The sequence below is a fragment of the Sphingomonas radiodurans genome, assembly GCF_020866845.1.
Lineage (GTDB): Bacteria > Pseudomonadota > Alphaproteobacteria > Sphingomonadales > Sphingomonadaceae > Sphingomonas > Sphingomonas radiodurans.
Map to the genome: position 1 here is coordinate 1,583,363 of NZ_CP086594.1, position 13,286 is coordinate 1,596,648.

General features: G+C 66.5%; 15 protein-coding genes. 2 read left to right on the forward strand and 13 right to left on the reverse strand.

Going from position 1 to position 13,286, the window contains the following annotated elements; genetic code table 11:
* Positions 1 to 86 precede the first annotated feature (86 nt).
* The 4 genes from rpsO to LLW23_RS07640 form a co-directional block, all read right to left on the reverse strand.
* Positions 87 to 356 (reverse strand): 30S ribosomal protein S15, encoded by a 270-nt coding sequence (gene rpsO / locus LLW23_RS07625; RefSeq protein WP_228948157.1) that lies wholly within the window; start codon positions 354 to 356, stop codon positions 87 to 89.
* Between the two features lie 19 nt (positions 357 to 375).
* A complete protein-coding gene (truB, locus tag LLW23_RS07630; protein ID WP_228948158.1) occupies positions 376 to 1,392 on the reverse strand; it encodes a tRNA pseudouridine(55) synthase TruB in 1,017 nt (338 codons plus the stop codon).
* On the reverse strand, positions 1,389 to 2,078 hold the full coding sequence (locus tag LLW23_RS07635) for a site-2 protease family protein (protein WP_228948159.1): 690 nt from the start codon (positions 2,076 to 2,078) through the stop codon (positions 1,389 to 1,391). The genes truB and LLW23_RS07635 overlap by 4 nt, the downstream gene beginning before the upstream one ends.
* Positions 2,079 to 2,209: 131 nt before the next feature.
* Positions 2,210 to 2,785, reverse strand: a complete 576-nt coding sequence (locus LLW23_RS07640; RefSeq protein ID WP_228948160.1) for a thymidine kinase — start codon at positions 2,783 to 2,785, stop codon at positions 2,210 to 2,212.
* A 117-nt stretch (positions 2,786 to 2,902) separates the two neighbouring features.
* Here LLW23_RS07640 and LLW23_RS07645 point away from each other — a divergent pair, with 117 nt between their 5' ends.
* Positions 2,903 to 3,364, forward strand: coding sequence for a DUF4126 family protein (locus LLW23_RS07645; RefSeq protein ID WP_228948161.1), 462 nt, complete (start codon positions 2,903 to 2,905; stop codon positions 3,362 to 3,364).
* On the opposite strand, the gene rbfA is transcribed toward LLW23_RS07645, so the two are convergent.
* The 7 genes from rbfA to LLW23_RS07680 all read right to left on the reverse strand — a co-directional run bounded on the left by rbfA (position 3,361) and on the right by LLW23_RS07680 (position 10,574).
* A complete protein-coding gene (gene rbfA, locus LLW23_RS07650) occupies positions 3,361 to 3,759 on the reverse strand; it encodes a 30S ribosome-binding factor RbfA (RefSeq protein WP_228948162.1) in 399 nt (132 codons plus the stop codon). The genes LLW23_RS07645 and rbfA overlap by 4 nt on opposite strands.
* 156 nt (positions 3,760 to 3,915) lie before the next feature.
* On the reverse strand, positions 3,916 to 6,753 hold the full coding sequence (gene infB / locus LLW23_RS07655; protein WP_228948163.1) for a translation initiation factor IF-2: 2,838 nt from the start codon (positions 6,751 to 6,753) through the stop codon (positions 3,916 to 3,918).
* The gene (locus tag LLW23_RS07660) at positions 6,750 to 7,490 is read right to left on the reverse strand and encodes a DUF448 domain-containing protein (protein ID WP_228948167.1); all 741 of its coding nucleotides are present in this window, start codon (positions 7,488 to 7,490) and stop codon (positions 6,750 to 6,752) included. Before LLW23_RS07660 ends, infB begins: the two co-directional genes overlap by 4 nt.
* A 62-nt stretch (positions 7,491 to 7,552) precedes the next feature.
* Positions 7,553 to 7,792 carry a tautomerase family protein gene (locus LLW23_RS07665; RefSeq protein WP_228948168.1) on the reverse strand — a complete coding sequence of 80 codons (240 nt, stop codon included), beginning with the start codon at positions 7,790 to 7,792 and terminating at the stop codon, positions 7,553 to 7,555.
* Positions 7,792 to 9,435: a transcription termination factor NusA gene (gene nusA, locus LLW23_RS07670; RefSeq protein ID WP_228948169.1), complete on the reverse strand. Its 1,644-nt coding sequence runs from the start codon at positions 9,433 to 9,435 to the stop codon at positions 7,792 to 7,794. The genes LLW23_RS07665 and nusA overlap by 1 nt, the downstream gene beginning before the upstream one ends.
* Entirely contained in the window at positions 9,435 to 9,986 is a 552-nt protein-coding gene (gene rimP, locus LLW23_RS07675; RefSeq protein WP_228948171.1) for a ribosome maturation protein RimP, read from the reverse strand. Before rimP ends, nusA begins: the two co-directional genes overlap by 1 nt.
* Before the next feature lie 141 nt (positions 9,987 to 10,127).
* Positions 10,128 to 10,574, reverse strand: coding sequence for an AAC(3)-I family aminoglycoside N-acetyltransferase (locus LLW23_RS07680; RefSeq protein ID WP_228948173.1), 447 nt, complete (start codon positions 10,572 to 10,574; stop codon positions 10,128 to 10,130).
* 186 nt (positions 10,575 to 10,760) lie between these two features.
* Here LLW23_RS07680 and LLW23_RS07685 point away from each other — a divergent pair, with 186 nt between their 5' ends.
* The gene (locus LLW23_RS07685) at positions 10,761 to 10,904 is read left to right on the forward strand and encodes a lmo0937 family membrane protein (RefSeq protein ID WP_228948174.1); all 144 of its coding nucleotides are present in this window, start codon (positions 10,761 to 10,763) and stop codon (positions 10,902 to 10,904) included.
* Between the two features lie 40 nt (positions 10,905 to 10,944).
* Here LLW23_RS07685 and LLW23_RS07690 read toward each other — a convergent pair whose 3' ends face one another.
* Positions 10,945 to 12,264, reverse strand: coding sequence for a dihydrolipoamide acetyltransferase family protein (locus tag LLW23_RS07690; RefSeq protein WP_228948175.1), 1,320 nt, complete (start codon positions 12,262 to 12,264; stop codon positions 10,945 to 10,947).
* Between the two features lie 6 nt (positions 12,265 to 12,270).
* The gene (locus tag LLW23_RS07695; RefSeq protein ID WP_228948509.1) at positions 12,271 to 13,275 is read right to left on the reverse strand and encodes an alpha-ketoacid dehydrogenase subunit beta; all 1,005 of its coding nucleotides are present in this window, start codon (positions 13,273 to 13,275) and stop codon (positions 12,271 to 12,273) included.
* Positions 13,276 to 13,286 lie beyond the last annotated feature (11 nt).

Sequence of the window (13,286 nt, forward strand, 5' to 3'; positions counted from 1 at the left end):
TGCGGAGCGAGTTATCGCCCCATGCCCCTGCGCCGGATTACGCGGGAGGCAGATACGAGAAGGGCGCCGCAAGGGCGCCCTTCGGGTTACTTGCGAAGACCGAGCTTCGCGATGAGCGAGAGATACCGGTCGCCGTCCTTCTTGCGGAGATAATCAAGCAGCGTGCGACGCTTGTTGACCATCATCAGCAGGCCGCGGCGGGAATGGTTGTCCTTCGCGTGGCCCTTGAAATGCTCGGTGAGGTTGCGGATCCGCTCGGTCAGGATCGCGACCTGTACCTCGGGCGAACCGGTGTCGCCCTCGATCCGGCCATGTTCCTTGATGACTTCCTGGCGGCGTTCTGCAGTGATCGTCACGTATTTTCCTTCGACATCGTCATAAGTTGAAACCGCGGACGACACGGCCCTCGCGGGCCTGGACCTCGATCAGCGCAACCGGCACGTCGTGCAGGCAGGCGAAATACTGTCCATCGTCGGCAGCGATCCCGTCCAGAACACGCCCCTGGCGGAGCGCCCCTGCCTGGTCGGGTGTGAGGGGTAGAGCCGGGATGTCGTCCAGCCCCGCCCTCAGCGGCAGAAGTACCTGTTCAAGGTTGCGCGCCTTAGCGACTTCGCTCAATTTGTCCAGCGATATCGCCTGGGCGAGGCCGAACGGGCCGGCCTTGGTGCGGCGCAGGTAGGTGACGTGGCCGACGGTGCCGAGCGCCGCTGCGATGTCGCGCGCGAGGGAGCGAATGTAGGTGCCTTTCGAGACGTGGGCGGTGAGGGTGATTTCGTCCAAATCCTCCCCAAGCTTTGCTTGGGGAGGGGGACCGCCAGCCGCAGGCTGGTGGTGGAGGGGAAGAGCCGCGAGCAGATCGTCCGTGGCATTTCCCCTCCACCGCTCGCCTGAGGCGAGCGGTCCCCCTCCCCGAGCAAGCTCAGGGAGGATGGTCAAAGAATACACCGTCACCGCTCGCGTCGCGAGAACCACTTCCTCCCCCGCCCGCGCCAGATCGTACGCGCGCTGACCGTCCACCTTCAGCGCCGAAAACGCCGGCGGCATCTGTTCGATCGCGCCGGTGAAATCCGCCAGCACCGCCTCGACCGCCGCCAGCGTCGGCCGCACTCCGCTCGTTGCGATCACCGTGCCTTCGCGGTCGAGCGTGTCGGTCTGTTCGCCGAAGCGGATCGTGAAATCGTAGACCTTGTCGCTGTCGAGCATTCGCCCGGCGAGCTTCGTCGCTTCGCCCAGCGCGATCGGCAGCACGCCGGTCGCCAGCGGATCGAGCGTGCCGCCGTGGCCGACCTTCGCCTTGGCATAGCCGCCTTCGCGCAGCGCGCGCTTCACCGCGCTCACGCCTTGCGTCGAGCCCAGGCCCAACGGCTTGTCGATGATCAGCCAGCCGTTCACGCGAAAGCTTGCGCGAAATCCAGATATTGGCGGATCACCCAGTCGGCGGGCGGGCCGACGAGCTTTTCCACGATGTTCGCGCTCGGCCAGATCATCGGCACGACGACCAGCAGGATGATGATCAGCGGGAAGCCGAAGCGCGCGAGCTTGCTCCACTCGATTGCGAGCCGCCGCGGCAGGATGCCCTGCACGACATGGCCGCCATCGAATGGCGGCAGCGGCAGCAGGTTGAACACCGCCAGGAAGATGTTGATCAGCAGAAAGTTGAACAGGTTCGCGAGCAGGAAAGCGCCGATTCCCTGCGGCGGCGAGCCCTGCATCTGCCCCGAGATCAATCCGAGCGCGACCGCGGCCACGGCGGCCAGCGCGAAGTTCATCCCCGGCCCGGCGAGTGCCACCGCGACCATCCCCCAGCGCGGGTTACGCAGGCGGCGTCCGTCGACCGGCACCGGCTTCGCCCAGCCGAACACCGGCGCCTTCGCGAGCGCCAGCGCCAGCGGCAGGATCACCGTGCCGACCGGATCGACGTGGCGCAGCGGATTGAACGACAGTCGCTTCAGATCTGCCGCAGTCGGATCGCCGAGCGCGCGCGCCATCAGCCCGTGCGCCACTTCGTGGAAGACGATCGCGATCACCAGCGGGATGATCCACACTGCGGCGGTATAGACGATACTGTCGGGGTTCATGGTGCGCCGAGATAGGGCGGCGGCGGGCGAAGTGCCAGCGCCCTACCTCCGTTCGTCCCTAGCGCAGTCGAGGGACCAGCCGCGAGCGCGACGCGTGAGCATGTCCCTCGACTGCGCTCGGGACGAACGGATTATGCCAGCGCCTCGCCGAAATGGCGGCGGCACAGCGCGACATAGCGATCGTTGCCGCCGATCTCGGTCTGCGCGCCCGCGGCGACCGGGTGGCCCTGCGCATCGAGCCGCAGGTTCATCGTCGCCTTGCGGCCACAGGCGCAGACCGACTTGATCTCGATGAGCGCGTCGGCAAGCGCGAGGAGCCGCGCCGAGCCCTCGAACAGCTGACCCTGGAAATCGGTGCGCAGGCCATAGGCGAGCACGGGGATGCGATCGATATCGGCCAGCCGCGCAAGCTGATCGACCTGGCCCGCGGTGAGGAATTGCGCTTCGTCGACAAGGACGCACGCGATGCTTTCCTCGGCATGGCGGTCGAGCACGCACGCGGCGATGTTAGTATCAGCGTCGAACATCGTCGCCGGCGCCGACAGGCCGATGCGCGAGGTGATGGTTCCCGCGGCAAAGCGATCGTCGATCGCGGCGGTGAACAGCATCGTCGCCATGCCGCGCTCGCGATAGTTGAAATCGGCCTGGAGCAGGTTCGTCGATTTGCCCGCGTTCATGCTGGCATAGTAGAAATAGAGCTTGGCCATGAGCGGGTGTCGCTGATCGCGACGCGGAACGTCAACGTTTTCTGCGGGCTGACCATCCTTGCGAGGGATACGAGTCGACGGTCGATGATTGACGATATGAACCGCAGGAGAAGTGCCGTGATTCGTTCGTATCTGATCGGCCTCGCCGCGGGCCAACGCGGCATCGTGCCACTCGCGGCGCTCGCCACCGCCGGCCGACGCGGTGACCTGCCCGACGACATGCCGCTCGCCGGACTGTTCAAACACCCGCTGATCGCCGGCGGGGCGATCGCGCTCAGCGCGGCCGAGATGGTGGGCGACAAGCAGAAGAGCGCCCCCGACCGGATCGTGTGGATCGGGCTTGCCGTGCGGAGCGTGACCTCTGCTTACGCCGGGGCGGCGCTGGCGCCGAAGGGCAGCCGGGTCACGGGCGCCGCGGTCGCGCTCGGCACCGCGCTCGCATCCTCCTACGTCGGTTGGAAGCTGCGGGTGACCGCGATGGAGCGTTACGGCCAGACCGCGACCGGCTTTGTCGAGGATGCGATGGTGCTCGCGACGGGCCTCGCAGCGGTGGACCCGCGATTGACGCGGGCTGCCTAGGCTTCGTCCTTACCCGCAGCCAGATCCTGCGCCACCTTGGGGGCGCGGAGCAGCTGTTCGATATGCGTGCCTTCGTCGAAGCTGTCGTCCGCCAGGAACTTGAGCTTCGCGGCATATTTCATCTTCACGCGCGCAGCGACCTCGCGCTGGAAGAAGGCGGTGTTGGTGCGCAGCGCCTTCAGCACCGTTTCCTCGTCCTTGCCGAGCAGCGGCTTCACGAAAACGGTCGCGTGGCGCAGATCGGGCGACATGCGTACCTCGGTGACGCTGATGAGGTGCGCGGCGAGCACGTCGTCATGCACGTCGCCGCGCTGCAGCACCTCGGAGAGGATATGGCGGATCTGTTCGCCGATGCGCAGCGTGCGGACGGACTTTTCTGGTGGATCCTGGTTCATGGCTCGACCTCGTTCCCCTCTCCCCTTGTGGGAGAGGGAGGGGCCCGCCGCGTCAGCGGCGGGAGGGTGAGGGGGAGTGGCGAGAGGCAGACCCCCTCACCCTCCCGCCGCCTGCGGCGGCTCCTTCCCTCTCCCACAAGGGGAGAGGGACGGTGATTACAGCGTGCGTTCGCGCATCTCGACTTCGTAGGTTTCGAGATAGTCGCCCGCCTTGATGTCAGTGAAGTTCTGCGTGAACGTCACGCCGCACTCCAGACCGGCGCGCACTTCGGGAACGTCGTCCTTGAAGCGGCGCAGCGATGCGATCTCACCCTGGTAGATGATGACATCGTTGCGCGTGATGCGCGCCTTGAGCGCCTTGCGGATGATGCCCTCGACCACCAGCAGACCGGCGGCGCGGCCGTGCTTGCCGGCGGAGAAGACCTCGCGGATTTCCGCACGGCCGACGACCGTCTCGAACGCTTCCGGCCCGAGCTCGCCCGCCATGCCGGCGCGGATCTCGTCGATCAGATCGTAGATGACGTCGTAATACTTCAACGCCACCCGATGCCGGTCGGCGATCTCGCGGGCCTTCGCATTGGCGCGCACGTTGAAACCGATGATCGGCGCGCCAGATGCCGAGCCGGCGTTCACGTCGCTTTCGGTGATGCCCCCGACCGCGGCGTGCAGGATGCGCACGCGGATATCGGCAGTCGACAGCTTGTTGAGCGACGAAACGATCGCCTCGACAGTGCCCTGCGTATCCGCCTTGACGACCAGCGGATATTCGATCGCCTTGTTCGCTGCGAGCGCGGAGAACATGGTCTCGAGGCTCGCCGGGGCCGACGTGGTGCGCTTCTGCGTCAACACGCTCTGGCGATATTCGGCCACTTCGCGTGCGCGCGCCTCGTTCTCGACCACCTGAAGCTGATCACCCGCCGACGGCGTTCCCGACATGCCGAGCACTTCGACCGGCATCGACGGATCGGCGCGCTTGAGCTGACGACCCTTGTCGTCGACCAGGGCGCGCACCTTGCCGCTTTCCGCGCCGACGACGAAGATGTCGCCGACCTTCAGCGTGCCGCGCGTGATAAGCACGGTCGCGACCGGGCCGCGGCCCTTGTCGAGTTTCGCCTCGATCACCACGCCTTCGGCGGCGCGATCGGGGTTGGCGGTCAGCTCCATCAGCTCGGCCTGCAGCTGGATCTTTTCGATCAGCTGCTCGAGCCCGGTCTTCTTGAGCGCGGAGACTTCAACGTCCTGCGTCTCGCCGCCCATTTCCTCGACCTGGATGTCGTGCTCGAGCAACCGCTCGCGCACGCGCTGGGCATTGGCGTCGTGCTTGTCGATTTTGTTGATCGCCACGATCATCGGCTTGCCGGCCGCCTTCGTGTGATTGATCGCCTCGATCGTCTGCGGCATCAGCCCGTCGTCGGCCGCGACCACCAGCACCACGATATCGGTGACGTCGGCGCCGCGCGCGCGCATGGCGGTAAACGCCTCATGGCCCGGCGTGTCCAAGAAGGTGAGCTTCGACTTGTCCGCCAGCGTAACCTGATAGGCGCCGATATGCTGCGTGATGCCACCGGCCTCGCCGCGCACCACATCGGTGCCGCGCAGCGCGTCGAGCAGGCTGGTCTTGCCGTGATCGACATGGCCCATGATCGTGACGACCGGGGGACGCGGCAGCAGCTCGTCGTCGGTGTCGGCTGTGGTGTCGAGCACCAGATCGATGTCACTGTCACTGACGCGCACGACATTATGGCCGAATTCGGTGACGAGCAGTTCGGCGGTATCCTGGTCGATCGTCTGCGTCATCGTGACGGGCGAGCCCATCTTGAACAGCGCCTTCACGAGGTCGGCACCACGCTCGGCCATGCGGTTGGCGAGTTCCTGGACAGTGATCGCCTCGGGCACCTGCACGTCGCGGACCTGCTTGGCCTGCGGCTCACGCGGGCCGGTCCAGCCACGCTTTTCCTTTTCGCGCGCACGCTTGAGCGCGGCGAGGCTGCGCGCACGCGCGCCATCCTCGTTGAGCGCGCTCGACACGGTCAGGCGGCCGCCGCGACGCTCGTCGCCCTTGCGGTCACGCTGCTGCGGACGTCCCGGGGGGGCGTTGCGGGCGGTTGCCTGGCCAGCCGGAAGCGGGCGCTGCGGCGACCCGGCGGTTGCCGTGGCACCAGCAGCGGTCGTCGCCGTCGCGGCTTCGGGCTGCGGCTCGGGCTTGGGCTGCGGCTTGGGAATCTCGGGGCGTGCGACGGGCGAGAAGCGGCGCGGCGCTGGCATTGCCGGATCACGTGCCAGTTCCAGCGTTGGTGCCGGAGCGGGCGCGGCGCGCGGCGCTGGCCGGGGTGCCGGGGCCGGGGTCGGCGCTGGTGCGGCAACCGGTGCGGCAGGCGCGGGCGCATCGGCAACCGGTGCGGAAGCAGCAGGCGCTGGCGCCTCAACTGGCGGGGCTGAAACGACTGGCCGGAACATGATCGGCTCGACACGGATCTCGGGCACGGGCGCGGGCTCAGGAGCGGCAGCGACCGGCTCGGGAGCCGCGGGCTCAGGAGCGGCCGGCGCTGGCGCGGGCGCTTCCGGCACTGCGGCTGCGGTTACTTTTTCCTCGGCACGGCGGCGCTCTTCCTCGGCGGCGCGCGCGCGATCGGCCTCGGCGCGGTGGCGCTGCTCTTCGAGCGTGCGCATCCGCTGATCTTCGGCTTCACGCAGCATGCGCGACTGGCGCTCCTGCGCCGTCTCGTTCGATGGGACGCGCGCGGGCGCTGGTGCCGGCGCCGCCTGCTGGACGACGGGCGCAGCTTCGGCCTCGGGCGCCGCGATCGTCTCGATCGGTGCGGGATCGCCCGGGCGACGCATCGTGCGCGCCTTCTTCGTCTCCACGATCACCGTATTCTTGCGACCGTGACTAAAGCTTTGCTGCACCTTGCCGGTCTCGACCTTGCGCGGCCCGCCCACAGACAAAGGCGCGCGCATGCCAAGTTTCGGCTTTTCGTTGTCGGTGTCGCTCACTCAAATTCCTCGTGTGTCGTCACGGCCGGTTCGTGCCCGGAAAGTCCGGGCGCCGATGCGCCTTGCGCGGCCGTTGCGCAAGATGCGGAAATTACGCCACCCGCCAAAGCGCTGCTTTGATGGGATCCCAACAGATCAGGGCCGATGAAGTACCGCCAGCGATCGAGCGCCTCGCCCAACCTGCCGGCCGCCAAGCGGTCAGTGACGCCGATATGTACCACGTTTTCGCGGCCCAGCGCCACCGACAATATGGGGCGCGCGATCGGGAGAACCAAGCCCCGCAGATCGCTGCCCTCCTGATCGGACCCGACTCGCCACGCCTGGGCGAGGCGGCGGCAGCCATCTTCGCTCGCATCGGCGGCGTGATAGAGCGCGTGGAGCTTGCCCGCGCGCGCGGCGTCGGCGATCCGCTCGGAGCCGGTCAGCAACATGCCCGCGCGCGATTCGAGCCCGAGCCGATCGAGCGCGTTGCGTTCGAGCGCCGCGGCGACGAGCGCGGGCAGATCGTCCGGTATCTGAAGATCGCCGGTCTTGAACGCACGCGCGAGCGCACCGCGCAGCTTGCCCTTCTTCTGCGCGACCGCGAGCTCGGCCGCCGTGACGCCGATCCACGCGCCGCGGCCCGGCGCCTTGGCGCGCACATCGGGGAGGATCCGGCCATCGGGCGCGAGCACAAGGCGGACGAGATTGGCCGGCGGCGCGGCGGCGCGCGTGAGGATGCAGGAGCGCTCAGTCATGAGCGTTCCCTCGCGCCAGGCCGGGGTGACGCAGACAACAGGATGAGTGCGGCGCTACCGAATCATTGCGAGGGTTCCGCATGGGCGTCTCCCTCGTTGCTTGCCACCTTCGGGGCGTCGCGATCGACGATCAGCACGCCGCCGGCGCCGTAATTCTCGGTCGACACTTCCTCGATCACGATCTGCACCGCGGCCGGGTTCTTGCCCAGCCGGGTGACGAGCGAGGACGTGACGTCAGCCACGATCCCCGCCTTCTGCTCCTTCGAGGCGGAGCCCGATATCCTGATCGAGACGAACGGCATCAGGCGTCCGATTCCTCGCCGGCAGACTCTTCCGCTGCCGACTCGTCCGCTGCCGGCTCGTCCGCCGCGGGCTCTTCGTCGAACCAGTGCGCGCGGGCGGCCATGATGATCTCGTTGCCCTGCTCCTCGGTGAGACCGTATTGGCCGAGCACGCCACCCTTGTGTTCGGGGCGCTTGGGTGCGTCCTCGTTGCGGCGGCGCGGTTCGGCGCGCTTCTTCTCGATCAGCTCGTCAGTCGCGAGATCGGCGAGATCGTCCAGCGTGCGGATCCCCGCCTTGCCGAGCGTGACGAGCATCGCTTCGGTCAGGTGCGGCAGGTCGGCGAGCGCGTCCTCGACGCCAAGCGCCTGGCGCGCCTCGCGGTTGGCCTGTTCGCGGCGGTCGATCGCCTCGGCGGCGCGGTTCTGCAGCTCGCTCGCCAGTTCGTCGTCGAAGCCTTCGATCCCGGCGAGTTCGTCCAGCTCGACATAGGCGACCTCTTCCATCTCGGTGAAGCCCTCGGCGACCAGCAGCTGCGCGAGCGTCTCGTCGACGTCGAGCTCGTTCTGGAACATCTCGGTCCGCGTGACGAAATCGAGCTGACGCTTCTCGCTCGAATCAGTCTCGGTCATGATGTCGATCGCCTTGGCGGTCAGCTGCGAGGCGAGACGCACGTTCTGGCCGCGGCGACCGATGGCGAGCGACAGCATGTCGTCGGGCACGACCACTTCGATCCGCTCTTCTTCCTCGTCGATGATCACGCGGCTGACGTTGGCCGGCTGCAGCGCGTTGACGACGAAGGTCGCGATATCCGGCGACCAGGGAATGATGTCGATCTTCTCGCCCTGCATTTCCTGCACGACGGCCTGCACGCGGCTGCCCTTCATGCCGACGCACGCGCCGACCGGATCGATCGACGAATCGTGGCTGATGACGCCGATCTTGGCGCGGCTGCCCGGGTCACGCGCGGCGGCCTTGATCTCGATGATGCCGTCGTAGATCTCGGGCACTTCCTGCGCGAACAGCTTCTTCATGAAATCGGGATGCGCGCGGCTGAGGAAGATCTGCGGGCCGCGGTTCTCGCGCACGACCTTCAGGATCAGCGAGCGGATGCGATCGTTGACGCGCACCACTTCGCGCGGGATCTGCGCGTCGCGGCGGATGACGCCTTCGGCGCGGCCCAGATCAACGACGACATGGCCGAACTCGACGCGCTTGACGACGCCGGTGATGATCTCGCCGGCGCGATCCTTGAATTCCTCATACTGGCGCTCGCGTTCGGCATCGCGGACCTTCTGGAAGATCGTCTGCTTGGCGGCCTGCGCCTGGATGCGGCCGAACTCGATCGGTGGCAGCGGATCGACGAGATAGTCGCCGACCTTCGCGCCCGCCTGGAGCTTCTGCGCGCCGGCCACGTCGACCTGCTTGTAGAGATCGTCGACTTCCTCGACCACCTCGACGACACGCCACAGGCGAAGATCGCCGTTGCTCGCGTCGAGCTTCGCGCGGATGTCCATTTCCTGGCCGTAGCGCGTGCGCGCGGCGCGCTGAATCGCATCTTCCATCGCCTCGATGACGATGGCCTTGTCGATCATCTTTTCCGAAGCGACGCTGTTGGCAATCGCGATCAGTTCCGCACGGTTCGCGGTGACGCCGGTGGCCATTACTCGGTTTCCTCTGCTTCGATTTCTTCTTCTTCCGCGCCCTCGAGCGAGAGCGGGACGGTAGCGGCGATCAACTTGTCGGTGAGCACGAGCTTCGCATCGACGATTCGGCCGAACGGCACGGTGGCAACGCTGCCGGTGCGGTTGCGGATCGCAACGTCCTCACCCGCCACGCTATCGATCTCACCACGGAACTGCTTTTGCCCGTCGAGCGGCGCGTCGAGCGTCAGCTTCGCCTCGTGACCCAGCCAGTCGGTGTAATCCGACAGCCGCGTGAGCGGGCGATCGATGCCGGGGCTCGACACTTCGAGTCGGTACGCGCCCTCGATCGGATCTCGACCCGCCTCCTCGAGCGCATCGAACACATCCGAGATGCGGCGCGACAGATCGGCACAATCGTCGATCGTCAGCTGGCGCGTGTCGGGGCGCTCGGCCATCACTTGCAGCGTGCGCTCGTCACCCTTGCCGAACAATGCCACGCGCACGAGATCGAAGCCGAGCGCAATCGCCTCGGGCTCGATCAATCGGGTAAGCGCGGAAGTGTCCGTCATCAATGCTCCATGCACGGGTCGTTGCCGCCGCGGAGCGAGCCCCGCGACCCCTTGCATCTAACGATGTAAGAGAAAGCGCTCGCGATATAGAACGACAGCCCCCCGGGCACAATCCCTTACGCGCCGCAGCAACCCGCGGTGTCAGTCGACCGCGATATCGAAGTGCATCACGTCCTCGCGCGTGCCGAGCTTCGTGTAGAGCGCGATCGCGGCATCGTCGCCATAATCGGCCTGGACGAAGATTACCTCTGCCCCCGCCGCACGCGCGAGTGGCTTCAACGCCTCGATGAGCGCCGTCGCGATGCCTTTGCGGCGGTAGTGCTCGGCGACCGCGAGATCGTAGATATAGACTTCCACGCGGGCCTGCTCGTGCTTGTCGAGCGCATGGGCGACAAGCCCGCCGACGACCGTTCCATCATGCTCCGCGACAAGCACGAAGACATGCGGCTTGGCCAACAACGTCGCGAGATAAGCATCGTCCGGCGGAGCGGCGACGAATGCCGGATCATGATCGAACGCGTCGTGGAACAACGCGTTGAGCGCACGCATTGCCGGCAGATCATGCGGGCCGAGACGACGGGTTATCATGCGTAAAGTCCGATGGTTCTTGCATGATCGTGCATAGTTAATCCCCAATGGTCACGAGCGTCGCTTGGCGACACACGACCATAGCATCGATCGCGCCAAATAGACTTTCGCGAATCATTGCTGTGCCGGGGGGAACGGCTGCTTCACGATTCCGTTCATTGGGTATCTGTGAAGGAGAATATTGCCATGTTGTGGACCATCGTCGTGATCCTCGTGGTCCTCTGGCTGCTTGGTTTTGGCCTGAACGTCGCCGGCGGGTTGATCCACATCCTGCTGGTGATCGCGCTGATCGTTGGGCTGGTGCAGCTGTTCACCGGGCGGCGGGTGTAGCGAAACCTTCTCCCCTCCCGCGAGCGGGAGGGGAATTGCGTCAGTCGGCGAACAGCAACACCGGCGTTTCGAGCAGCTTGCGCACCGCCTGGACATAGCTTGCCGCGTCCCAGCCATCGACGACTCGGTGGTCGCAGCTGATCGACAGATTCATTAGCTTCGCGCGGACGATATCGTCGCCCCGGAACACCGGCCGCTCGACGATCTTGTTCGGGCCGATGATCGCCACTTCGGGGCGGTTGATGACCGGCGTCGTCGCAATGCCACCCAGCGGGCCAAGCGAGGTGACGGTGATCGTGCCGTTGCCGAGCTCCTCGGGCTTGAGCTTCTGCGTGCGGGCCGCTTCCGCCAGTCGGCCGATTTCGGCTGCGAGCTGCCAGACGTTCTTGTCCTGCGCATCGCGGATCACGGGCACCGTCAGCCCAGCGTCGGTCTGTGCCGCGATCCCGAGATGGACGCGTCCCGAGCGCGTCACCACGCCCGCCTCATCGTCGTAACGCGCGTTAAGCATCGGGAAGTCGGGCAACGTGCGGCAGATCGCGACGATCAGGAACGGCAGCATCGTCAGCTTCGGCCGGACGCCGCGATTGGCGTTGAGATCGGCGCGCACATCCTCGAGCGCGGTCACGTCGATCTCGTCGACATAGGTGAAGTGCGGAATGTTGCGCTTCGACGCGGCCATGTTCTCGGCGATGCGGCGACGCATCCCGATGACCTTGACCGCCTCGTCCGGCCGCGCGCGGCTGGCGTGCGGGGCATGATAGCCCTGGCCGTCGGCGTAGCGGAGATATGCGTCGAGATCGGCGTGGCGGATACGGTCGCCTTCGGCGATTTTCACTTGGCTCAGGTCGACGCCGAGATCCTGCGCGCGGGCGCGGACCGCGGGGGAGGCGAGAACCTGACGATCCTCCCCGGCACGGGGAGGGGGACCAGCCGCAGGCTGGTGGAGGGGGGCTTCCACAGGCGCTTCGCCCAGCGGCGATCCCCCTCCACCACCGGCTTCGCCGGCGGTCCCCCTCCCCGTGCCGGGGAGGATCGTCTCTTCCACGCCTGGATTTTCGGCCTCGTAGGTCTCGGCCGCTTCCTCGCCGCCAAGCTTTTCCTCCACCTCGTCCAACGCATCGGTCTCGATCACCACCAGCATCCCGCCGATCGCGATCTGATCGCCGACCTCGCCGGCTACCTCGACCACAATGCCCGACACCGGCGATTCGATCTCGACCGTCGCCTTGTCGGTCATCATGTCGGCGATGTTCTGGTCTTCCTCGACCCGATCGCCCACGCGCACGTGCCAGCCGACGATCTCGGCCTCGGCAATGCCTTCGCCGATGTCCGGCAGCTTGAAGGTGAAACGCGCCATCGCCGATTAGTCCTTCAGAATCTTCTTGAGCGCCATGCCGATGCGCACGGGGCCGGGGAAATAGGCCCATTCCAGGCTGTGGGGATACGGTGTGTCGAAGCCCGTCACGCGCTCCACCGGCGCCTCGAGATGGTAGAAGCAGCGCTCCTGCACCAGCGCCGAAAGCTCCGCGCCGAAGCCGCCGGTGCGCGTCGCCTCGTGCACGATCAGGCACCGACCGGTCTTCTTCACGCTTTCCTCGATCGCCTCGATGTCGAGCGGCACGAGCGTGCGCAGATCGATGATCTCGGCGTCGATGCCGGTGTCCGCGACGACCTGCAGGCAGACGTGCACCATCGTGCCATAGGCGAGCATCGTCACCGCCTCGCCGCTGCGCACCACTGCGGCCTTGCCGAGCGGGATCTTGTAATAGCCCGTCGGTACCTCGCCGGCCGGGTGCTTCGACCAGTTCGCCGCGGGGGCATCCCAATTGCCGTTGAACGGTCCGTTGTAGATCCGCTTGGGCTCGAAGAAGATCGTCGGATCATTGTCCTCGATCGCGGCGATCAGCAGCCCCTTGGCGTCGTACGGCGTCGAGGGGATTACCGTCTTCAGCCCAGATACGTGCGTGAAGATGCCCTCGGGCGATTGCGAATGCGTCTGCCCGCCGAAGATACCGCCGCCGAACGGCGAGCGCACCGTGATCGGCGCGGTGAATTCGCCGTCCGAACGATAGCGCAGCCGCGCAGCCTCGCTGACGAGCTGGTCGAGCGCGGGGTAGATATAATCCGCGAACTGGATCTCGGGCACGGGGCGCAAGCCATAAGCGCCCATGCCGATCGACACGCCGATGATGCCGATCTCGGTGATCGGCGTGTCGAACACGCGCGTCTTGCCGTATTTCGCCTGCAGCCCCGCGGTAGCGCGGAACACACCGCCGAAATAGCCGACGTCCTCGCCCATCACGATCACGCCGGGATCGCGCGCCATCATCACGTCCATGGCGGAATTGATCGCCTGGATCATGTTCATGCGGGTCGTTT